Below are 23,654 nucleotides of genomic sequence, written 5' to 3' on the forward strand. Positions count from 1 at the left end.
TTAATCATTCGGTTATGAAAAAATATTTGCGCTATACATCTTTGCTGGGAGTGGCTGTTGGCATGCTGATGACTGCCAGCTGTAATAAAGATTTGCTGAACCAGGTGTCGCCCGACAAGCTCACTACCGACAACTACTGGACCTCGAAAGACCGCGCGCTCACCGGCCTGGCATCTGCCTACTCACAACTGGAGAGCTTCACCGGCTGGGATAACTACGTGGAAGCGCGCTCCTGTCGCGAGTTCTACCGGGAAGATTATGTAATACCCGGCAGCGATGCCTATAACTATAGCTGGTGGATGGAGATCTATAACTTCAACTACAACTCCGGCAACTATGCTATCGACTTGCTGTGGCGCGACAATTACCGTGGTATCAATTTCAGCAACCAGGTGCTCACGAATGTAGCGGCGATGACCACTGCACAGATCGACGATTCCAGCCGTAATGTGATCCTGGCGGAAGCCCACTTCCTGCGTGCTTACTACTATTTCAAGCTGCTGAATAATTTTGAGAAGGTGATCATCCGCGACAAAGTACCGGAAGGAGAAGCGGACCTGCCCAAGGCGCCGGCAACGCGCGCTGAAGTATGGGACTTTATCATCGCCGACCTCAAAGCCGCGGAGCCTATGCTGCCGCTGCGCAGCGCACGCCCCGGCGCTGAACTGGGCCGCGTTACCAAAGGCGCTGCACAAGCCTATCTCGGCAAAGTAATGATCTACCGCGCTTCAGAAGACAAGGCCAACGCCACTGCCTTGTACACCGAAGCGGCCAGTTGGCTCGACAAAGTGATCAAATCCAACCAGTACTCGCTGGTGGATAACTACCTCGGCATGTTCAACGGCACGCTCACTAATTCCAATGAATCGATCTTCGAGCTGCAACAAACCAATGATGAAAACAACGGCGCGTTCTACAAATCACAGTTGAGCGATTGGGTAGCAGCGTCTGAACTGGGCGGCTATGGCGAGATCTATGGCACGCCGCGCCTGCTCGCCGAAATGTTGAAAGAAGGCAGGACTGCCAAAGATGGGCTTTACGATCATCGTGTATACAATACCGTATTTTTCCGCGATCCTTATTTTAATGATCCTGCGAATCCGCGTGTATACGGTAACGTATACGACTCTTTGTTCACCGGCAATACCATCGCCTTCCGCAAATGGATACCTTCCAAGCTGGACCTGCTGGGCAATCCGGTAGCCATTAACGCGCCGTTGATGCGCCTCGCTGATGTGATGCTGCTTTATGCGGAAGCAGAAAACGCACTGGGCGCTAACGACCTGGCCATGGCGCAGATCAATGCAGTACGCGCCCGCGCCGCCATGCCGCCATTGAACCTCAGCGCTACCCCCGATGTATTTGCCGAAATTGTACACGAACGTACCATGGAGCTTACACTGGAATGCAGCCGCTTCTATGACCTTCGCCGCTGGGGCCTGCTGGCGCAGAACATGCAGGCGGCCGGCCGCCAGTTTTCAGCAGATAGAGGGTTCTATCCACTGCCATTGAAAGAAACACTGAACAACCCTTTAGCAAAATAAGGCCAGGAGCCCTTGAAGCGCTTCGAGCGCTTCAAGGGCTTTATCCGCTTCAAGGGCTTTATCCGCTTTAATAAAACGTGGGACGATGAAATACATTTACTGGATGATACTGCTGCTGTGCTGCTCGCATACGTTTGCACAGCTCAACGACTGGGAGAACCCGCAGAAACAGGAAGAAAACACATTGCCGCCACACGCGCATTACCGGCCATACCCTGATGCGGCGCAGGCTTTGAAGGGAGCCGCCTCGCCGCTGATGCTATCGCTCGATGGTACCTGGCAATTTCATATCGCGAAAAATCCTGCGGCAAGGCCGGAAGGCTTCTTCAAGCCGGGCTTCGACGACAGTAAATGGAAAACCATCCAGGTGCCCGCCAACTGGCAAACAGCGGGCTATGCGCCTTATATCTTTACGGATGTAGAATATCCGTTTCCACCCAACCCGCCCTTCGTTCCCAAAGATGATAACCCCGTAGGCTCCTACAGGCGCAGCTTTGAGCTGCCCGCTGCCTGGAAAGGCAAGCAGGTATGGCTGCACCTGGAAGCTGTCAACTCTTTCTTTTATGTATGGGTGAATGGAAAGTATACAGGTCTGAGTAAAGACAGTAAAACGCCCGCCGAATTTGATGTTACGCCTTATCTCCATGCCGGCCGAAACGAGATCGCAGTACAGGTGTTCCGTTTCAGCGACGGCTCCTACCTGGAAGGACAGGACATGTGGAAACTCAGCGGCATCGAACGCAGCATGTACCTCGTGGCCAGGCCACCCTTATGCCTATACGATTTTTTTGTCCGCCCGCAACTTACCCATCACTACCGCGATGGCCTGCTGGACCTGGACCTCGCACTGAACAAAATCCCCGCTACTACGGAAACGGCTAAACGTATTGCCGTGAAACTGCTGGATGGTAACCAGGAAGTATTTACGCAAACGATAGCGCTTACCCGCGACAGTATCTATCATCTCGGTAAAGCACTGCCCAACATCAAAGCATGGAGCGCTGAAAAGCCCAACCTCTATACGCTGCTGATCTCATTGCTGGACGCGAAAGGCAATACCATAGAGTGTTTTGCACAGGACATAGGTTTCCGTAATGTTGAGATCAAACACGGACTGCTGCTGGTGAATGGCATAGCTGTGAAGATAAAAGGCGTGAACCGCCACGAGCATGATATGCACACGGCCAAAGTGGTGAGCCCCGAAGGGATGCTGCACGACATCCGCACCATGAAACAATACAATATCAACGCCATGCGCACCAGCCACTATCCCAACCGGGAAGAGTGGTATGCGCTCTGTGATAAATACGGCATCTATGTGGTGGATGAAACCAACCTCGAATGCGACGGCATGAGCATGCATCCGCTGCAAACCTTGTCAGACAAGCCAGAATGGCAAAAGGCTTACCTGCACCGCACCCGCCGCATGGTAGAGCGGGATAAGAACCATTGCAGTATCATTACCTGGTCGCTCGGCAATGAGAGCAAGTTTGGCGACAATTTCATCGCCACTTATCAATTCATCAAAGGCCGCGACCATACCCGCCCGGTGCAGTATGAAGAAGCCCGCAATACGCCTTATACCGATATTATCTGCCCCATGTATAAGCCGGTATCGTACATGATGGATTATGTAAGGGATTATCACGAGCGCCCCCTCATCCAGTGCGAATACGCGCATATGATGGGCAACAGCGGTGGTAACCTGCGCGACGACTGGGCCCTCATGCACCAATATCCGCAATTACAGGGCGGTTTCATCTGGGACTTTTCAGATCAGACTTTTTTACAACACGATTCACTCGGTCGCGCTATCTGGGCCTATGGCGCAGATATGGGCGCGGTAGGCGCCACCAGCGATACCAGCTTCTGTGCGGATGGTATGCTGGCATCCGACCGCACGCCGCATCCGCAGGCATTTGAAGTGAGGAAGGTATACCAGCCCGTAGATATGCTGCCGGTGGATTTCGCCGCAGCGCTGATCCGCGTAGAGAACAGGTATGATTTCAATACATTGGAGAATATACAGATACAATGGGAGATGAAGGGAGATGGCAAGACTGTGGCTGCCGGCCGCTTGCCTGAGATGACCGTATCGCCGCATCAACATACAGACGCCCCTTTATCCCTGCCGCCGCTTCAGCCACAGCCAGGCGTGCATTACTACCTGCAACTCAAAGCCTCGCTGAAAAATGCGGACGGCTTGCTGCCCGCCGGCTTTACCATTGCCACGGCGCAATACGAATGGCCGCTATATATACCCATGGAAAAACAAATCGCTGCCGGCAAACCTTTGCGTAGCACCAAAACAAACGACGGCTGGAAAATAGACAATGGCGTCTTCACTGCGGAGATCAGCAAGGGCTGGTTGTCGCAGTTCGTATATAACGGCAACGGATATATGCAGTCGCCATTACTGCCTCATTTCTGGCGCGCCGCTACCGATAACGATATCGGCAACAGTCAGCAGATCAGGTGCGCCGTATGGGAGCATGCAGGCGACAGCACCCAACTGCTGGAAGCCACGCTCACACAGCCCGACGAGCATACTATCCAGGTACATGCACGGCACTATCTGCCGCTGGTGAAGGCCGACTACCTTACCGACTATACGATTTTTGCCAATGGCGATATCAAAGTGGCGGTGCAATTCATCGCGGGTGATACCTCGCTGCCAGAGCTGCCCCGCATGGGCATGCGCACGGAGTTAACACCTTCACTTTCACAGGTAACCTGGCTGGGCCGCGGCCCCTTTGATAATTACGTGGATCGCAAATATGCCGCTGACGTAGACGTGTACAGCATGCCGGCCGATTCACTCTTTCATCCTTACCCGCGTGCACAGGAAAGCGGCTACCGCTCCGATGTGCGCTGGATGGCCCTGCACGATGCCAATGGCAACGGCTGGATGGCCCGCACCGATTCCCTGCTCAATATGGGCGTACTGCATTTTGATATGCGCCGCCTCAATTTCAACCGCCAGCATAATGTACACGGCGGCTCCATGTACAACCAGCCATTGATCTGGTGGAATATAGATTACCAGCAATCGGGCCTCGGCGGCGACAACAGCTGGGGCGCTAAACCTCATGCGGAGTACCAGTTGCCTTATCATAATTATCAATACAGCTTTATATTGCGGCCCCTGCAAAAAGACAAAGCACCGGCAGCGCAGGCCAGAGAACGATATGAATAAATTAAAATGGACAGCAGGACTGTTGCTGGGCTATCAGCTCGCAACAGCCCAGGAAGCAAGCAGGGAGCGGTTCCCGGATATTTTGGATGCACATTATACCGTAAAGGATACCAACAATGTAACCGGTACCTTCTTCTCGGACCAGGGCGCCTGGCATGCCTATGCCTTGCCGGCCAATGATACCACCACCGGCTTTACCGGACCCTTATTGATGGACATGAAAGGGGAGTGGCTTTCCAATGCCATATCACAGCTAAGGCTATACGAAAATGGCCGGCTGTTGGAGTTGAAGCGCGTATCTTCCCGTTATTATCCCGGCAGGATGATGCAAACATTTGCAGGACCTGGCCTGGAAGTGACGATGGAACTGATCTTCAGCGGTTCGCGCGAAGCCCTGCTGCAAACGGGTGTCAGGAATAAGCTGAACAGGAAAAGGCAATTGGTGTTGTCCTGGCAGGGAGAAATGCTGCTGAAACGCGCAAACGTTACCGCACAAGGCAAAGGATTGCACATTGCCATCGCAGGCAGCACACAAACATTTGATATTAACTATCTCTCTGGAGATCAATGGCAGACGGTCACTAACGGAAATGCCTATACGTCCAGTAAAGCTATTGCACTTGATGCACAGGCCATTTACCAGGACCTCCAATCGCAGCGTTTTACATTGGAGGGAGAGAAGGTAGACGTAACCAGGGCCTTCGCGCCCGCACTGGCGGCCAATCGCCAGCGATGGGATGCTTATCTGAAACGCCTGTTCACACAGGCGCCCGTGAAAGATCATTTCCGCCGGCAGCTGGCGGTAAAGAGCATGGTTACCCTGCTCAGCAACTGGCGCAGCGCCGCCCGTGGCATCAAACACGATGGCGTATTTCCATCCATATCTTATCAGGGCTTCTATGGATGTTGGTCCTGGGACAGCTGGAAACAGGCCGCAGCACTGGCTTATATCGACCCTGCGCTGGCTGCCTCCAATATACAGGCATTGTTCGATTACCAGGAAGGTAGCGGCATGGTGCCCGATTGCATCTACACCGATACCACTGAAAACAATCGCCGCGATACCAAGCCGCCGCTGGCTGCCTGGGCCGTCTGGCAAGTGTTTCAGGCTGGTCATGATACCACTTTCCTGCGCGATATGCTCGCACCACTGATGCTGTACCATACCTGGTGGTACCACGCCAGGGATCATGACCATAACAATATCTGCGAATATGGATCCACCGATGGTACCCGCATCGCGGCCGCCTGGGAAAGCGGCATGGATAACGCCGTCCGCTTCGACAAAGCCGCTATGTTATTCAATCATACTGGCGCCTGGTCGCTCGATCAGGAGTCTGTCGATCTCAATGCTTATCTCTATAAAGAAAAAATCATCCTCGCACAGATCGCGCGGGTATTGCATCAAGGGGAGATAAGCACTATGTTTGACAGCAGCGCCATACAGCTCAAAGCGCGTATAAACGAGTTGTTCTACGATACGGCCAGCGGCTTTTATTACGACCGTATGCTGAAAGGCGACCTGGTACGCATCAAGGGCGCCGAAGGCTGGATACCGCTGTGGGCAGGCGTCGCCAGCAAAACGCAGGCAAAGGCCGTAGCCGCAGTGATGAAAGATACCACCGTTTTTAATACTTTCGTTCCGCTGCCCGTTCTGGATGCTTCAGCAAAAGCGTTCGACCCGCAAAATGGCTACTGGCGCGGCCCTGTATGGATGGATCAGTACTATTTCGGGATCATGGGATTACTGCAATATGGCGACACATCCACCGCCAGCGCGCTGACCAGTAAATTGTGGCAGCACGCAGAAGGGATGCAGGACAACAAACCCCTGTATGAAAATTATCATCCGCTGACAGGCAAGGGCCTGAATGCGCCTAATTTCAGCTGGACAGCCGCACACATCATCCTGCTGCTGGCCGCACAACAATAACATTGAATGTTTGATATATGGAGAAGCTATTTACTGTTGCAGAGATAGAATCGCTGGTAGCGCAGCATTACGGTATGACTGCTACCGCAAAGGAATTGGAAGGCTACGATGAAAGTAACTTCCTGCTGAAAGATGATCAAGGGCATGCTTACATCTGCAAGGTGGCCGGCCCCGGCCACGATCCTTATTTCCTGGATGCACAGGTAAAGATACTCGAACATCTTGCGGCCAGTAAGGTACAACAACAGGTGCAGCGCGTACTGCGTAACAAAGCCGCAGAGGCGCTTACATCCTTGCCCGGCCAGCATTACATGCGTATCCTCACCTGGCTCGAAGGCGAGCCATTGGTAACAGTAACGCATATACGCCCATTGCAGCAAAGCATCGGCGCTTTCCTCGGCAATATGGATCAGGCCCTGCAAACCTTTGCGCATCCGGCTATGCACCGTCACATCAGCTGGGATATCTCGCAGGCGCTCGAAGCCAGGCAACATTTAATGCATATCAAAGACCCGGAGAAGAAACGCCTCGCCGCCTACTTCCTGCTGCAATTTGAAACAGAAGTAGCGCCAGCGCTGCCTTTCCTCCGCAAGGCTTATATCCATAACGACGCCAATGATTACAATATACTCGTGCAGGGACAGCAGATCGCCGGCCTGATCGATTTCGGCGATATGGTGCATACCGCCCTGATTAACAACCTCGCTATCGCCTGCACTTACCTGATGCTCGATGCGGCCGATCCGCTGGAAGCCGCCACCGCCGCGGTAGCGGGCTATCATGCCAGTTATGCGCTGACCCCGCAGGAAACAGACCTGCTGTACTATCTCATCGCAGCACGTTTATGCATCAGCGTTAGTACCTCGGCCAAACATGCGGCCAACAACAGTAACAACGACTTTCACTTCATCACCGAAAAAGCCGCCTGGAAACTGTTGTTCAAGCTCATCACCATTAACCCCATCGCCGCGCAGGACGCATTCCGCCAGGCATGCGGGTTCCCGTCTCTCATCCGCCAGGAAGAAAATTACCAGCACCTGCTCACGGAACGAAAAGCCCATGTAGGCCGCAACCTCAGCATCAGCTACAAGGCGCCGCTGAAGATCGTGAAAGGCGCCCTGCAATATCTCTACGATGATAAAGGCCGTACTTTCATCGACTGTGTGAACAATCCCAGTCATGTAGGCCACTGTCATCCCGATGTGGTAAAAGCCATGCAGCAGCAGATCGCGCGGCTCAATACCAATACCCGCTACCTGCATGATAACCTTGTGGAATACGCAGCCCTGCTCACTTCCACGCTGCCGTCCTCTTTGCAGGTATGCTATTTTACCAATTCCGGCAGCGAGGCCAACGACCTCGCTATCCGCATGAGCCGCCACTATACGCGCCAGCAGGATGTGATCGTACTGGATCATGCCTATCACGGCACTTCCACTGTAGCGATGGAATTAAGTCCTTATAAATTCGATGGTAAAGGCGGCTTCGGCAAGCCGCCGCATACGCATAAAGCGCTCAATCCTGATATGTACCGCGGCCCTTACCGCTATGATGATCCGGCCGCAGGCAGCAAATACGCTGCTGATGTACAGGCCATCATCAAAGGTTTGCAGGCATCCGGCAAAGGCCTTGCTGCTTATATCTGCGAAACTTTGCTGGGCGTAGGCGGACAAATACCCTTACCTCCCGGCTACCTCAAAGAAGTGTATGCCGCCGTGCGCGCGGCCGGTGGCGTATGTATCGCCGATGAAGTGCAGGTAGGTTTCGGAAGGGTAGGCGATGCCTTCTGGGGATTTGAATTGCAGGAAGTAACGCCCGATATCGTGGTGCTCGGCAAACCTATTGGTAACGGGCATCCGCTGGCGGCGGTAGTCACTACCAATGCTATCGCCGATGCTTTCAATAATGGCATGGAATACTTCAATACTTTCGGTGGTAACCCCGTATCTATGGCCACCGGCCTCGCCGTACTGAAAGTGATCCGCGACGAAGGCATGCAGGAACACGCACGCGTTACCGGCAATTACTTCATGGAAGGGCTCGAAAAGCTCAAGGCTAAACATGCCATCATCGGCGATGTTCGCGGTCATGGCCTGTTCATCGGGGCCGAGCTGGTACGCAATCGCGAAACCCTCGAACCTGCCGTGCCTGAAATCGACCAGATCGTAGAAGCCATGAAAGCCCGCGGCTTCCTCCTCAGCACTGACGGCCCGCTGCACAACGTACTGAAAATAAAACCGCCATTGGTATTTAATAAAATCAACACCGATGATCTGCTCTTCCATCTCGATGAGGTGCTAAGCGCGATGTAATGTGGATTTTCAATAAGGCTGATTTTATTTATGCCCCCGGGCATAAATAAAATCAGCCTTATATTTGCGCTATGCAAATCAATCCAGCAAAAAAAGCCGCTGCCGAGAAAGCAGTCACTTTCATTCAGCCAGGCATGACCATCGGCCTGGGAACCGGCAGCACGGCCTATTACGCCATTCTTCGTATAGGCGAACTCGTTAGAGAAGGCATGCCGCTGCGGGCAGTCGCCACTTCTGTGCAATCGGAAGACCTCGCACGTGAACAGGGCATCCCCCTGATAGATTTCGCCGCTGTTGACAAGCTGGATATTGACATTGATGGGGCGGATGAGGCAGATGCACAACTGCAACTGATCAAAGGCGGTGGTGGCGCATTGTTAAGAGAGAAGATCATTGCGGCCGCTTCCAGTCAGATGATCGTGGTGATCGATGAAAGCAAATTGGTAAAGCAGCTGGGGCATTTCCCGTTGCCGGTAGAGATCATCCCCTTTGCCTGGGAACTGACCTTCAAAAAACTGCAAACCCTGAAAGCCGCACCTGTACTGCGTAAGAAGGATGGGCAACTGTTCGTCACCGACAATGGCAACTATATCGCTGATTGTCATTTCGGGCAAATAGCGGATGCAAGTAGTTTGCATGCGCAGCTAAACGATATCCCTGGCGTGGTAGAGAATGGCCTGTTCATCGGCTATGCGAGCCGTATCATCATTGGCTGTGATAATGGAGCGCTGAAGGAGATCAGCCGCTAGTTTCATCTTTATCGAGATAGGAACTATGTTTGGTATCTCTTGAAAAAATATATACCAGCAAAGAGATAAAGATGCACAGCGTCACATACCAGTAATACCAGGGCTCATGGCCTATTTTCTTGCAATATAGCGCGATGGGTTCGGCCGTGCCGCCGAAGAGCGCCACCGTTACTGCATAGGGGAAGCCCACACCCAGCGCCCGCACTTCAGCAGGGAACATTTCCGCTTTTACCACCGCATTGATAGACGTATAGCCGCTGACGATCACCAGCGCTGAGAGGATGAGCCAGAAGGCCGTCCATTCCGAACTTGTTTGACTGATAGCCGTAAGTACAGGCACGGTGAGCAAGGTGCCGAATATGCCGAAGCCGATCAGCAGCGGCTTGCGGCCCCAGGAGTCCGATAGCCAGCCGAACAGGGGTTGCAGGCAGGCATAGATAAGCAGGAGGAAGAAAGTGAGGGTGGTGGCGCGCTCTATGCTGAGGTGCACTGTATTCACCAGGAATTTTTGCATGTAGGTAGTGTAGGTATAAAAGGCCAATGTGCCGCCCATTGTGAGGCCTACAACGGTCATCACCGCGCGTGGGTGCTGTTGGAAGAGCGCTTTGAGCGAGCCGCGTTCGCGGGTTTTTTTCTCTTGTTCAAAGGCTTGCGATTCCTGCATATTGCGGCGCAGGTATAATACGAAGAATGCCAGCAAAGCCCCGATCACAAAGGGGATGCGCCATCCCCAGTCGTGCAGTTGCGCCGGCGTGAGAAATACTTTTTGCAGCAACATTTGTACGCCGAGGGCCACCAGCTGGCCACCGATCAGCGTTACGTACTGGAAGCTGGAATAGAAGCCGCGGAGGCCGGATGTGGCTACTTCGCTGAGGTAGGTGGCGGAGGTGCCGTATTCGCCGCCTACGCTGAGGCCTTGCAGCAGGCGCGCCAGCAGCAGGAGCGCCGGGGCCATCACACCGATGCTGGCATGCGAAGGCGTGAAAGCGATGAGCACCGAGCCGAAAGACATGAGCAGTACCGACAGCGTCATGGCGGCTTTACGCCCGCTGCGGTCCGCGATGCGGCCAAACATCCATCCGCCGATAGGCCGCATCAGGAAGCCCACCGCGAAAATAGCCGCTGTATTGAGCAATTGCGCAGTGTAATTTCCTTTGGGAAAAAATACCGGCGCAAAATATAATGAGAAAGTAGTGTAGATATACCAGTCGTACCATTCTACCAGGTTACCCGCAGAACCCGTAAGGATGGCTTTAATGCGCCAGGACTCAGGATGTTTCATATAAAATTATCTATATATTTTATCGATTGTTAAAGTTAAAGTAAAAAAATTAGGAGAATATAACATTAAAGCCTATCTTCGTCCCGCTTCTTAAGAATATTGTATTTCAATTCTGTTAGTAATTACCTCTTACATTCAGCTTTTTCTTACATTTTTTCTTCTAGTCGCCCAGGTAGCCGCCTGTCTAATAATGGCGAGAACACGTTCACAATTAAATATTAAATAAATGCAAACAGGTGTAGTAAAATTTTTTAATGAAACTAAAGGTTTTGGATTCATTAAAATCGAAGGTACCGGTCAGGAAATTTTTGTTCACGTATCCGGTATTAAAGAAAGCATCGGCGAAAATGACCGCGTTGTATTCGACGTGGAAGAAGGTAGAAAAGGTCCGAATGCTGTTAACGTAAGACTGGCATAACTTATTGGATAATAGTTTTGTTAATGGGTCGATCAAAAATAATATTTTGATCGGCCCTTTTTCTTTTTAGGAAAGAAAGCTATCTTTCCTGTCACAAAGATTTCCAGACATGAAATCACTGAACTGTGTTGTGATCGAAGATTCCAGGATAGACAGGGCTTTATTGGAGGAATATCTGGGTAACTACGACTTCATCAGGATCGCCGGAAGTTTTACCAATCCCTTGGAGAGCTTGCCCTTACTGAAAAATACACAGGTGGACCTCATCATCACAGACGTGGGTATGCCCCTGATCAACGGTGTTGATTTTATCCGCTCGCTGCAAAAAGCCCCTGACTTCATCTTCGTAACAATACACCCCGAATATGCGATCGATGCATTTGAATTGCAGGCGGTCGATTATCTCCTGAAACCTGTACGGCCGGAAAGGCTGGACCGTGCCCTGAAACGCCTGCTGGAACTGCGCGAGATCCGCGAAAAAGCCCTGCAATACGATGTGCAGTTCGAGAAAGATTATATGATGATCAAAGAAGGCAACAGTATCAACCGTGTCAACCTGCAGGATATCGTTTACCTCGAAGCCCTTACCAATTACACCCGCATCATCTCTACACAAAAAAAATATATCACCCTTACGAACCTCAAAAACTTTATGGACTACCTGCCCGGCAACAAGTTCCTGCGTATACACCGGAGCTATGCCGTGTCGCTCGACAAAGTCAAAGGACTGGACGGCAACGAAGTACTGATCAGCGAAGAAAGGTTGCCACTGGGCAAAACATACCGGCAGGAAGTCAAGAAGCGTATCAGGGAAATAGGTTGATCGCATGCTTTTTTATGAAGGCAAATCGCTGCTTGCTGAATATTATACTCCTATGTACCCTCACAGGCATCCTGATGGCGCAGGCGCCTGTGAAAGAGGCCTACATGGCCAAAGTGAACCGCCTGCGTAATGCCGGCGCATTCGATAGCGCCTTGATCGTATTACAGGAATATCTTGATACCTCGCTGGCGCATCACGATTCACTGGGCATAGGCAACGCCTATAATGGAATGGGCATCGTCAAAGACCGCCAGGGCAAACTGGAAGAGGCGCTGAAATACTATTTCAAAGGGCTGGGCATCTATGAAAAAACGCATAACGATGCTAAAACGGGCGGGGCACTGAAGAATATTGGTAATGTTTATCGCTCTCTGCATGATTATTCACAGGCGCTCGCATTTCTCAGTCATGCACTCGAATTACAAAAGCAACGTCACGATTCTGCCAGCATTGGTAACGTGCTGAATGATATCGGACTAGTATACATGGATAAGAACAGCAACGACAGCGCCCTCTGGTATTTTGATCATGTGATACATGAATACAACTCCTATATCAGGGATGAAGTAAAAGCCCTGGCGCTAAACAATGCCGCTACTGCTAATACAGCGCTGAAGCACTATGATCAGGCTATATCGCTTTATCAAGCTAGTCTTGCGCTCATGCAGAAAAGAGAGGACCAATATGGAATTGCACTTGTATATGACAATATGGGCTTGTTGTATTTTAGATCCGATCGCCCACAGGAAGCTGTCAAGCACTATGAGCTGTGTGTAAAAATAGCAAGAGAGATTGCTGCCAACCATTTGTTGCAAGATGCATATGTTAACCTGGGAAATATCTATGCATCACTGCATAACTACGGTAAGGCCTATACGTATATTGACAAGGCCTACGCGATGAAGGATACCATCTACCAGGAGCAGTTGACAAAGAGTTACGCAGAGATGGAAACCCGCTACCAGAACGAAAAGAAGCAACGCGAGATTATCCAGCTGCAACAGGATAACCGGATCAATAGCCTGCGATTGGAATCACAACGGAGAACAAGATATTTTTTACTCGGAGGAATAGCGCTGCTGGCGATTATAGCAGTTACATTGTACCGAAGTTATCGCATCAAGCGTAACGCCAACGATGAACTGAATTTGTTAAACCGTCAGCTGAAAGAAGCCAACGCTTCTAAAACGAAATTGTTCAGTATTATCAGCCATGATCTGAGAAGCCCTGTCAGCAGCCTTTTCAGCTTCCTGGCGCTGAAACGCAGACAGAAAGAACAACTGCTGCCCGCCGATCAGGATACCTTCGACAAAGAGCTGACCCAATCGGCTGAACGTTTGCTGGATGCCATGGAAGATCTGCTCATTTGGTCAAAAAGCCAGATGGATACCTTTAAACCAGCGCCCGTATTGCTGAATGCCGCGGAACTATTAGAGGAGATCGTCACGCTGCACCATCACATGGCCACTGCTCGTCATGTCCGGCTCAGCGCTGCTGCCAGCCCGGGGATGGAAGTAATGACTGATGAAAATTTTCTCAAGATCATACTCCGTAACCTGGTGTCTAATGCAATTAAATTTACGCCGGAAGAAGGCACTGTCCGGCTCAGCGCGAGACAAGAAGCAGGCAAGAATATCTTCATAGTGCAAGATAGCGGACTAGGTATAGCCGAGGAGGAGCTGGCGCATATATTTGACTGGAACAGCATCCGCAGCGACTCTTCCGGGCTTGGACTCAAACTGGCGAAGGAGTTTACAGAAAAACTGGGGGGCGTTATTGTGGTATCATCTGCCTTGCACGCAGGTACTACTTTTACCATCACATTACCGGCGTAGATTTTCTCACTATATAAACCTCAATTTTATGACAACCAGAAAAAAAACTTCGTTTATCCTTGCAGCAGGCCTGATATCCAGCTTTTGCCTTGCGATCGCCTGCCAGCCCCAACAGTCCCAACAGCCCAAAGGCGGCTATGGTGGTTCTGCCCCTGACACCACAACTGCAAGTACCACTGCCACATCCAAGGCTACTACGCATGCCACTACTGTAGTGAAAGATTCTTTGATCAAAGACTCCTTGCGTAAACACTAGGAGCGGATTGTTTCACCCAAATAATAAAGAATATGGAAAAAAGAAAACTGCATCTCGGAAAAAAGATACTTGCCGATCTGGGAAGGTCAGAAAGTGCAGGCCCCGCACGTGGCAGGACTATGCCAGGTATCCTACTGGATATTATGTTGTCAGCAGATGGTCCTGGCAATGGAGCTTCATCACCAGAAACAACGGGACCCAAACCCCGGTCTTAAATTAAGAAGAGCGTCCCCCAAGGACGCTCTTCTTATTATCATCCGAAATGAACACCATGATACTGCACATTTCTCTTTTAGCCGTTTTGCGTATATTCGCAGTTTCAATTTTCAAGCGCAATGCCCCAACCGGACAATACAAATATGATCTTTCACCTGGCGGCAGATTTCATTAACCAGACACACCGCCACATCTTCCTGACCGGTAAGGCAGGGACGGGGAAGACCACATTTCTGAAATATATCAAAGAACACACCCGCAAAAATACCGTGGTAGTAGCGCCTACGGGCGTAGCTGCGATCAATGCGGGCGGCGTTACCATGCACTCATTTTTCCAGCTGCCCTTCGGGCCTTTCATCCCCGGCACCAAGCGGGGCTTCGCAGATGATGGACTGAGCGCGGCCGATAAACACACCCTTTTCCGGAACATCCGTTTTACCAACGATAAAAAAGTGATGCTACAGGAAATGGAGCTGCTGGTGATCGATGAGGTGAGCATGGTGAGATGTGATATGCTGGACGCCATCGACACCATCCTGCGTCACTTCCGCAATAAGCCTTTGCTGCCCTTCGGAGGCGTGCAGGTGCTCTTCATCGGCGATCTGTACCAGCTGCCGCCGGTAGTGCCGGATGCAGAATGGCAACTCTTGCAGGAATACTACGAGAGCTCCTTTTTCTTCCATGCCAAAGCCGTAGAACAGGCGCCACCGCTGTATATCGAGCTGAAAAAGATCTACCGCCAGAATGAACAGGCGTTCATAGATGTACTTAACCGCGTACGCAATAATGAAGTGTTGCCGGAAGATCTTCAACTGCTCAATCAACATTATCGCCCTGATTTCAAGGGCGACGACGAAGAATATATCGTGCTCACCACGCACAACCGCAAGGCGGATGATATCAACGCAGCCCGCCTCGCGGCGATGCCGGGAAAGATACATCGCTTTGAAGGCAAGATAGAAGGGGACTTCAGCGATAAAGCCCTGCCCACCGATCTGGTCATGCAACTGAAAATAGGCGCACAGGTAATGTTCCTCAAAAATGATGTGGCACAACCCCGCCGCTACTATAATGGCAAGATCGCGACCGTGAAGGAGATTGACGAGGAGGAGATCACACTGGTGTTGTCAGGATCGCATGAAGAGATGAAGCTGGGTAAAGAAACCTGGCGCAACATCCGCTATACCTGGAACCAGGAAGAAGGGCATATTGATGAAGAAGAGATCGGCAGCTTCACACAGTTCCCGATACGGCTGGCATGGGCCATCACCATCCACAAGAGCCAGGGGCTTACCTTTGAGCGGGCTATCATCGATGCGGGTTATGCCTTCGCACCCGGACAGGTATACGTAGCGCTCAGTCGCTGTACCTCCCTGGAAGGACTGGTACTCCATTCCCGCATCGGCTATGGCAGCATCAAAACCGATCCGCAGGTGATCGCCTTTGCCGAAAAAGAAAGCGAAGCCAATGAACTGGTAGTGCTGCTGGAAATTGAACGCAAAAAATTCCAGGCCACCTCACTGCTGGCATTATTCGATTGGTACCGCATGCAGGCATTGATGCGCAGTCATGCCGTATGGATCGAAGATAAAAAGATACCCGACTTCGACGCCGCCATCAAGTTGAGCCGCGCGCTCTCCGCCAAGGTGGCCCAGCAGCAAGAAGTGGCCGCCAGGTTCGTGGTACAGCTGCACCAGCTGCTCGACACTGCCGCACAAACCGGCGAAACGGGCACGCTGGAAGAGCGTATCACCAAAGCGGTAGGCTACTTCACCCAAAGCATATACGAAGATCTCATACAGCCCCTACAGGCGCATATCGCCGACGTAAAAAAGGCGAAAGCAAAAAAATACCACTTGCAGCTGCTTGGCGTGGAATCCGACTGCTGGCATAAGCTGCAACAGGTATGGGAAGCCAGCTACGGTGAGCTCCGTTTCAACAAAGGCCTGAAAGATTACCTGGCATTACGCCACGAAGCGGATAAAGCCGCTTTGCCGCCGCCAGCCAAAGGTAAAGTAGAAAAGGGCAGCAGCCGCAGAGGCACGCTGGAACTCTATCTCGGCGGCAAAACCATCGCCGAGATCGCCACCGAAAGGCTGCTGGCCGTAGGCACCATCGAGGGCCATCTCGCACAATGCGTAGAAGCCGGAGAGCTCGACCTCGAACGCTTTGTACCCGAAGCCACCATCAAACTCATCGTATCACATATCAAAGAACTCGGCGCCACCGCCGCAGGCCCCATCAAAGAAAGAGTAGGCGATGCCGCCAGCTTCGCCGAAATCCGCGCCGTACAATGGTTCCTGAAAAAGCAACAGGAAGAACAGATTATGAAGGATTGATAGCGGATGTTGTCTTACTCAGGATTATAATGATTGAAAGGATTACCAGGATTTTTTTTACAGGATTAAAAAAGATTAAAGGAGATTGATAAGGAGATCAACGAGGTTCCAGCCCTTGAAGCGCTCAAAGCGCTTCAAGGGCTACCATCGCGAATATCTCCCCATCAATCTCCTTTAATCTTTTTTAATCCTGATAAAAAAAATCCTGTTAATCCTTTCAATCATCATAATCCTGAGTAAGACAACATCCGCGCCGGGTAAAATCTAACCGCTAATAGGTAAAAAACTGTCAGTATTCTTACTATGCCGACCGTTAAATTTGCAAGTGATCATCTTAAATTACTGACACTTGAAAATAGGTCTATTTATTCCGTGCTATATCGACCAGTTCTACCCGCAGGTAGGTATAGCCACGCTGCAGCTGTTGCAGAAACTGGGCTGCGAGGTCCACTACCCGCAAGGCCAGACCTGCTGCGGCCAACCCATGGCCAACTCCGGCTTTGAGCACCTCACATATGATTGTAATAACCTGTTCATAAAAAATTTCAGCGGATACGATTACATCGTAGCTCCTTCCGGCAGCTGTGTGCTGCATATCAAAGAACATCTTCATGATCCGGCAAAGGAGGCTGCCGCGGCTCAGATACGGGAACGGATATACGAACTCACCGAGTTCCTGACAGACGTATTGCAGGTCGCTTCCCTGCCCGGCCGCTTCCCGCACCGCGTGGGGCTGCACCAGAGCTGCCACGGCCAGCGTGGCCTGCACCTGGCGCAGATGAGCGAGCTGGTAGCCGCACCCTTCTCCAAGCCGCAGCAGCTGCTGCAGATGATGGAAGGGCTGGAATTGATACCGCTCGACCGTACCGATGAATGCTGCGGCTTCGGCGGCACCTTCTGCGTGGCAGAGGAAGCCGTATCCGTGAAGATGGGCGTAGATCGTATAGCCGATCACGTTAAGCACCAGGCGGAAGTGATCACCGGTACTGATGTGAGCTGCCTGATGCACCTGGAAGGCATCATCCGCCGCCGGCAACAGCCGCTGAAAGTGATGCATATTGCTGAAATCCTTAACTATGATGCCCATGAGTAAGCAAACCGGCGACCATGCCGCACTCGCAGCAAAGTTCAACGAAAATGAACCGCGTGTGAACTGGCACGATGAAACCCTGTGGTGGGTGCGCCAGAAGCGCGATCGCATGGCATGGAGCATCCCGGAATGGGAACAGCTCCGAGATACCGCCTCACAGATCAAGCGGCATGTGCTTGGCAACCTGCACGATTACCTCCTGCAATTCGAGCAACAGGCCACGCAAAACGGCGCTATCGTGCATTGGGCCGCGGATGCGGAAGAGCATAATCGCATTGTTACTACAATATTGCAACGCCATAAAGTTCAGCGCATGGTCAAGAGTAAGTCCATGCTCACGGAAGAATGCCATCTCAACCCGCACCTGGCGGCCCATGGCATCGAAGTGATCGATACGGACCTGGGCGAACGCATTGTACAACTTGCCAAAGAACCTCCCAGTCATATTGTATTGCCTTGTATCCACAAAAAGAAAGAGGAGATAGGAGAACTGTTTCACGAGCATCTTGGCACGCCCGCAGGCAATGCTGATCCGCAGTTCCTGACGGCGGCCGCCAGGCAGCATCTGCGTCAGGAATTCTTGCAGTCGCAGGCGGCTATTACCGGCGTTAACTTTGCCGTGGCCGAAACCGGCGAGATGGTAGTATGCACCAATGAAGGCAATGCCGATATGGGCGCGCACCTGGCGAAGGTGCACATCGCTTGTATGGGCATTGAGAAGATCATCCCGCGGCGCGCGCATCTGGGCGTGTTCCTGCGCCTGCTGGCGCGTAGTGCAACAGGGCAGCCGATCACTACTTATTCCAGCCATTTCCGCCAGCCGCGGGAAGGGCAGGAGCTGCACATCGTGTTGGTGGACAATGGCCGCTCACGGCAGCTGGGGCGTGAAGATTTTCTGAATTCACTCAAGTGTATCCGTTGTGGCGCCTGCATGAATACCTGCCCGGTGTATCGCCGCAGCGGCGGCCATAGCTATCATACAGCAGTAGCCGGGCCTATCGGCGCGATACTGGCGCCCAACCTCGATATGAAGGAGTATGCCGATCTGCCTTTTGCCTCCACGCTCTGCGGATCTTGCTCGAATGTCTGTCCGGTGAAGATCGATATACATCAACAATTATATAAATGGCGACAGGTGCTCGTGCAGGACGGACATGCAGGTGCAGGGAAGAAGATAAGTATGAAGATGATGAGCGCTACCTTATCCTCTCCCGGAAACTACCGCCGGGCGGGCAAGATGGGCCGTTGGGTGCTGCGTGCATTTCCAAAGATGGTCAATAACAAACTGAACCCATGGTACAAGCAGCGTGAGATGCCTGCTCCGCCGGCCATGTCGTTCTCGGAATGGTATGCAAAAAATAAACGATCAGATGAACAGCAGGGATAAGATATTGGCCGCATTGAAACAAAATCAGCCGGAGGCAAGCGTATTGCCTTCGCTGGAAGGGCTGCGCGGCGCTATGCCAAACGATGTGGCGGCATACAGGAAGGTGCTGGAAAGTCTTGGTGGCAGCCTGTTTGAGGTGAATAGCGCTGAGGAGATAAGGCCGCTGTTACAACAACAGTATCCCGGATTGAAAAGGGTAGTGGATGCCACCGCGCCTGAACAACGGGAATGGATAAACGAAGATCCGCATGCTTTGGAAGATGTAGATATGGCGATCGTACCCGGTCAATGGGCAGTGGCTGAGAACGGCGCCATCTGGCTTACGGAAGCGGATATGCGGGTGCGTGTATTGCCATTTATCTGCCAGCATCTCGCGATCGCGATCTCTAAAAGCCGTATCCTGTCTACGATGCATGATGCTTATGAAAAAATTGGCGCACCGCAAACGGGCTTTGGCGTATTTATTGCCGGCCCCTCTAAAACAGCAGATATTGAGCAATCATTAGTGCTGGGAGCGCATGGTGCAAAAAGCTTGAGTGTCTTTTTATTGCCATGATTTATTGCCGATCATTTTGCAGTTAATAATTATTTAAAGAGAAAGAGATGAACGTTGACTGTTCATCTCTTTTCTTTTTGATGCGATGGAATGCGCTACAGTATTGGCTTTTGAAAGATAGTTTGCTAAACTAACGAGATCGTTATCATATCATTTTCGTACTTGAAAAATTTTCAATTTTTTTTCGCTTTATTAATTACTTGACTAACTTTGCGCTCAGTTTAATGTAATTTTAATCAGGTTGGTATGGTGTTTGTTCCAGTAACGTCCTTTGAAAATCAATCTGTCCAATAAGTATAATAACCATATCGCAAGAACATCTTAGCTAACCAGAAAAAATTGAAAGACCATGTATTGTATTGAAACTTCGGAAGTACCGGTAGCATGTAAATTCTCAAGAGCGGTACGCTCGCCAAAACGAACTTGTTTTCCGGTTGAAAATTATTGTGTTGTCCTATCTGTGTGTAGTAATCGTTGCTGTTGCTGATTCCTGTACTACTTCGTTTAACCGTCCACGTTATTGTCTGTGAATAAAGCCACAGTGGCTGATCTTTGCTGATAATAACCCTTGACGGGATTGGTCATAGTCGCTCCTTTGAGCCGGCGCGGGAATGCTTTGTTCATAGTCACAAAAAAGTGGATAAATTTTTTCGCAAGTTCATGCTTTCGCAGTAGAACTTTTGAAATTAAATATTTACTTTGCAGTAACTTTGAAAACCGTAAGGATTGCAAACCTATTTCTAATAACCGGAAAATGCACTGGAGCTACTATGAAAACCGATAACAAGCGCAGTAGTCATTAGCCAGATAGAATAGAAACACATTAACCATATCTTATTATTGAACCTATGGTGCGTAAAACATCATGGATCACCCCTTCGTGGCTTATCCTGCTGCTCGATCTTGGGTGCTCTGTTATTGCCATCAATCTGGCCTTCCTGCTCAGACTGAACTTCGATTTTGCGGATATTGCGCCCTACCCCATGGAGCGCATCTCCCTGGCGGTACTGGGAATCAATCTCGTGTTGTCGTTACTGTTACGTACCTATCGCGGTATCGTCAGGTATACCGGCATGGCTGATATCGGCCGTATTGCCTGTATGAACATCTTCAGCAGTGCGTTTTTGCTAACCATGGGCCTCGCACATCTATTAAACGATGCACTCAACGTATTCCCCCTATCCGTTATCCTGATTTATTTTTTTATCAGCTCTTTTTTGTTGTTATCCTATCGTCTGCTGGTAAAATGGACTTTTAAATATTATAACAATTTCCGCGCAGTGAACAAAACGCGTGCAGCCATTTATCACACCGGCCATACCAGCCTGATGTTGCGCAAAGCCATCAGCGACGACCCCGCAGCGGATATCCGCATCGTGGCCTTCCTGGCCAATTCCAGCGCACATGCAGGTAAATCGCTCGAAGGACTGCCCATCTACTCGGGGCGCAAAGACCAGCTCTACAAACTGGTAAAACAGGAACGCGTGGAACTGCTGCTCATCCCCGAAGATCATCTGCATGTATCACAGCTTAACCAGCTCGTGGAAGAATGTATGAACCTCAACATCCGCGTACAAAAGATCATCCCCGTCAATCAATGGGTAGGCGGTTCTTTTAACAACAGTGTACAATTGAAAGATATTAATATTGAAGACCTGCTGGAACGTGCAGAGATAAAGATCCGCAACCAGCAGCTGAACAAAGAACTGAGCGGCAAAAGCGTACTGGTAACCGGCGCCGCCGGCTCCATCGGCAGCGAGATCGTAAGACAGCTTGTAAAGTACGAGCCTTCTGTGATCGTACTCTGCGACACTGCCGAATCGCCGTTGCATGAACTCGAACTCGATATCGCCGAACAAGGTACCACCGTACCCGTGATACCCTACATCGGCAATGTAGGCGACCGTGTGCGCATGCAGCAATTATTTGAAGTATATGCCCCCGCCATTGTTTATCACGCCGCGGCCTACAAGCATGTGCCGATGATGGAGAAAAACCCTTCGATTGCGGTGATGAACAATGTGCTGGGCACCAAGATAGTGGCAGAACTGGCCGCCGAATACCGCGCAGAGAAATTCGTGATGGTATCCACTGATAAAGCAGTGAACCCCACCAATGTGATGGGCGCCTCCAAACGCATCGCAGAAATTTTCTCGCAATCATTCAACAATCATCTCAACGAACAATACCTGCGAATGGGCCCTGTGTATGGCGCGCCGCCTACTCGATTTATCACCACCCGCTTCGGCAATGTGCTCGGCTCCAACGGCTCCGTGATACCGCGCTTCAAGCAGCAGCTGGAAAAAGGCGGTCCGCTTACCGTTACCCATCCCGAAATCACCCGCTATTTCATGACCATCCCCGAAGCCTGCCAGCTCGTGCTGGAAGCCGGCGCCATGGGACAAGGCGGCGAAATATTCGTGTTCGATATGGGCAAGCCGATGAAGATCGCCGAACTCGCCCGCAAGATGATACGCATGAGCGGCAAAGAACCGGGAAAAGATATACAGATCGTATATACCGGCCTTCGCCCCGGAGAAAAACTGTACGAAGAATTGCTTAATAACGCAGAAAATACCCTGCCCACCTATCACGAAAAAATTATGATCGCGAAGGTGAGGTCCTACGATTTTGTTACTGTCAATGATCAGGTAGACCAACTGATTGATTCCGCCCGCAAGCATTACCTGATGCCTACCGTGGCGCTCATGAAAGAACTGGTGCCGGAATTCATCAGCAAGAATTCCTCCTATGAAGAACTCGATAGAGGAAAAATTACGACCTAACCAGGCGGCGCCGGTATAACGGTAAGGCCTATATTAAAATTGACAAGGACAATGACGACGCTTATCAACAGGGAGCACCACACGCCAACAAGAGTTTTCAGCAGCCGGCGATGGCTGGTGAAATGCATGACAGGGATACTACTGATCATGGGATTGTTCTCCTGCTCTACGCAAAAGAACATCACCTATTTCAAAGACATCCCCGACACCCTGCGCAACGCAGCAGTAGCGCAGGCCATCTACAAAACGCCCTCCATCCAGGTGGACGACATTTTGCAGGTGACGATCCAGACGATGGATCCCAACGCCACCGCGCTGTTCAACCAGCAAGGCGTAGCCATCTCCCAGCAACAGCAAAGCATCAGCACCGCTGTGAATGGCTACCTGGTAGATAAAGACGGCAACATCGCACTGCCCATGATCGGCAAGGTGAACGTAAGCGGAAAATCTACCGACGCGGTACGCGACGAGATACAGGCCAAAGCCGCCACGCTCTATAAAGACCCTGTGGTGAACGTGCGCTTTGCCAATTTTAAAATCACCGTACTGGGCGAGGTGGCGCACCCATCCTCCTACATCATGCCCAACGAAAAAGTAACGCTGCTCGACGCACTGGGCATGGCCGGCGATCTCACCATCTACGGCAAACGTGAAAACGTACTGCTCATCAGGGAAAGCGGCGGCAAAAAAGAATTTGTACGATTCAATCTGAATAACAGCAACCTGTTCAGCTCTCCTTACTACTATCTCCGCCAGGGCGATGTAGTGTATGTAGAGCCTAACAAGAACAAGGTCGCCTCTACAGATATGCAGCAGGTGAAACGTATTTCCATTATTGCTTCAGTATTATCATTGCTGGTAGTGATTGCATCCAGAATAAACTTTTAATTTTTAAGCTTATGCAGGAGAATTTATATCAACAGATAAACGGC

The 23,654-nt window shown here is 51.0% G+C and carries 16 protein-coding genes; 15 read left to right on the top strand and 1 reads right to left on the bottom strand.

The window, feature by feature from the left end:
• Nucleotides 1–14 precede the first annotated feature (14 nt).
• The 5 genes from FPG75_RS07080 to rpiA all read left to right on the top strand — a co-directional run bounded on the left by FPG75_RS07080 (nucleotide 15) and on the right by rpiA (nucleotide 9,734).
• Nucleotides 15–1,544, top strand: a complete 1,530-nt coding sequence (locus FPG75_RS07080; protein WP_143306065.1) for a RagB/SusD family nutrient uptake outer membrane protein — start codon at nucleotides 15–17, stop codon at nucleotides 1,542–1,544.
• 85 nt (nucleotides 1,545–1,629) lie between these two features.
• Nucleotides 1,630–4,740 (top strand): glycoside hydrolase family 2 TIM barrel-domain containing protein, encoded by a 3,111-nt coding sequence (locus tag FPG75_RS07085; RefSeq protein WP_143306066.1) that lies wholly within the window; start codon nucleotides 1,630–1,632, stop codon nucleotides 4,738–4,740.
• A complete protein-coding gene (locus FPG75_RS07090; protein WP_161596705.1) occupies nucleotides 4,733–6,673 on the top strand; it encodes an MGH1-like glycoside hydrolase domain-containing protein in 1,941 nt (646 codons plus the stop codon). The genes FPG75_RS07085 and FPG75_RS07090 overlap by 8 nt, the downstream gene beginning before the upstream one ends.
• Nucleotides 6,674–6,690: 17 nt before the next feature.
• On the top strand, nucleotides 6,691–8,985 hold the full coding sequence (locus tag FPG75_RS07095; RefSeq protein ID WP_143306068.1) for an aminotransferase class III-fold pyridoxal phosphate-dependent enzyme: 2,295 nt from the start codon (nucleotides 6,691–6,693) through the stop codon (nucleotides 8,983–8,985).
• A 71-nt stretch (nucleotides 8,986–9,056) separates the two neighbouring features.
• Nucleotides 9,057–9,734 carry a ribose-5-phosphate isomerase RpiA gene (gene rpiA / locus FPG75_RS07100; RefSeq protein ID WP_143306069.1) on the top strand — a complete coding sequence of 226 codons (678 nt, stop codon included), beginning with the start codon at nucleotides 9,057–9,059 and terminating at the stop codon, nucleotides 9,732–9,734.
• Here the strand turns inward: rpiA and FPG75_RS07105 are convergent.
• Complete coding sequence (locus FPG75_RS07105; protein WP_143306070.1) at nucleotides 9,724–11,016, bottom strand: MFS transporter; 1,293 nt, start codon at nucleotides 11,014–11,016, stop codon at nucleotides 9,724–9,726. The genes rpiA and FPG75_RS07105 overlap by 11 nt on opposite strands.
• A gap of 226 nt (nucleotides 11,017–11,242) precedes the next feature.
• On the opposite strand from FPG75_RS07105, the gene FPG75_RS07110 reads away from it, so the two are divergent.
• From FPG75_RS07110 to FPG75_RS07155, 10 genes are all read left to right on the top strand, one after another.
• The gene (locus tag FPG75_RS07110) at nucleotides 11,243–11,434 is read left to right on the top strand and encodes a cold-shock protein (protein ID WP_143306071.1); all 192 of its coding nucleotides are present in this window, start codon (nucleotides 11,243–11,245) and stop codon (nucleotides 11,432–11,434) included.
• A gap of 109 nt (nucleotides 11,435–11,543) precedes the next feature.
• Nucleotides 11,544–12,257, top strand: coding sequence for a LytR/AlgR family response regulator transcription factor (locus FPG75_RS07115; RefSeq protein ID WP_143306072.1), 714 nt, complete (start codon nucleotides 11,544–11,546; stop codon nucleotides 12,255–12,257).
• Between the two features lie 32 nt (nucleotides 12,258–12,289).
• Nucleotides 12,290–14,092, top strand: coding sequence for a tetratricopeptide repeat-containing sensor histidine kinase (locus tag FPG75_RS07120; protein WP_161596706.1), 1,803 nt, complete (start codon nucleotides 12,290–12,292; stop codon nucleotides 14,090–14,092).
• Nucleotides 14,093–14,120: 28 nt separating this feature from the next.
• Nucleotides 14,121–14,348 (top strand): hypothetical protein, encoded by a 228-nt coding sequence (locus tag FPG75_RS07125; protein ID WP_143306074.1) that lies wholly within the window; start codon nucleotides 14,121–14,123, stop codon nucleotides 14,346–14,348.
• A gap of 335 nt (nucleotides 14,349–14,683) precedes the next feature.
• The gene (locus tag FPG75_RS26340; RefSeq protein WP_143306075.1) at nucleotides 14,684–16,903 is read left to right on the top strand and encodes a helix-turn-helix domain-containing protein; all 2,220 of its coding nucleotides are present in this window, start codon (nucleotides 14,684–14,686) and stop codon (nucleotides 16,901–16,903) included.
• Between the two features lie 349 nt (nucleotides 16,904–17,252).
• Complete coding sequence (locus FPG75_RS07135; protein ID WP_143306076.1) at nucleotides 17,253–17,996, top strand: (Fe-S)-binding protein; 744 nt, start codon at nucleotides 17,253–17,255, stop codon at nucleotides 17,994–17,996.
• Nucleotides 17,989–19,380 (top strand): lactate utilization protein B, encoded by a 1,392-nt coding sequence (locus FPG75_RS07140; protein WP_143306077.1) that lies wholly within the window; start codon nucleotides 17,989–17,991, stop codon nucleotides 19,378–19,380. Before FPG75_RS07135 ends, FPG75_RS07140 begins: the two co-directional genes overlap by 8 nt.
• Entirely contained in the window at nucleotides 19,364–19,936 is a 573-nt protein-coding gene (locus FPG75_RS07145; protein ID WP_143306078.1) for a LutC/YkgG family protein, read from the top strand. The genes FPG75_RS07140 and FPG75_RS07145 overlap by 17 nt, the downstream gene beginning before the upstream one ends.
• Before the next feature lie 848 nt (nucleotides 19,937–20,784).
• On the top strand, nucleotides 20,785–22,722 hold the full coding sequence (locus tag FPG75_RS07150; protein ID WP_236652738.1) for a polysaccharide biosynthesis protein: 1,938 nt from the start codon (nucleotides 20,785–20,787) through the stop codon (nucleotides 22,720–22,722).
• Nucleotides 22,723–22,773: 51 nt separating this feature from the next.
• The gene (locus tag FPG75_RS07155) at nucleotides 22,774–23,610 is read left to right on the top strand and encodes a polysaccharide biosynthesis/export family protein (protein ID WP_236652739.1); all 837 of its coding nucleotides are present in this window, start codon (nucleotides 22,774–22,776) and stop codon (nucleotides 23,608–23,610) included.
• The last annotated feature ends 44 nt before the right edge of the window (nucleotides 23,611–23,654 follow it).

Source organism: Chitinophaga vietnamensis (genome assembly GCF_902167635.1).
GTDB lineage: Bacteria > Bacteroidota > Bacteroidia > Chitinophagales > Chitinophagaceae > Chitinophaga > Chitinophaga vietnamensis.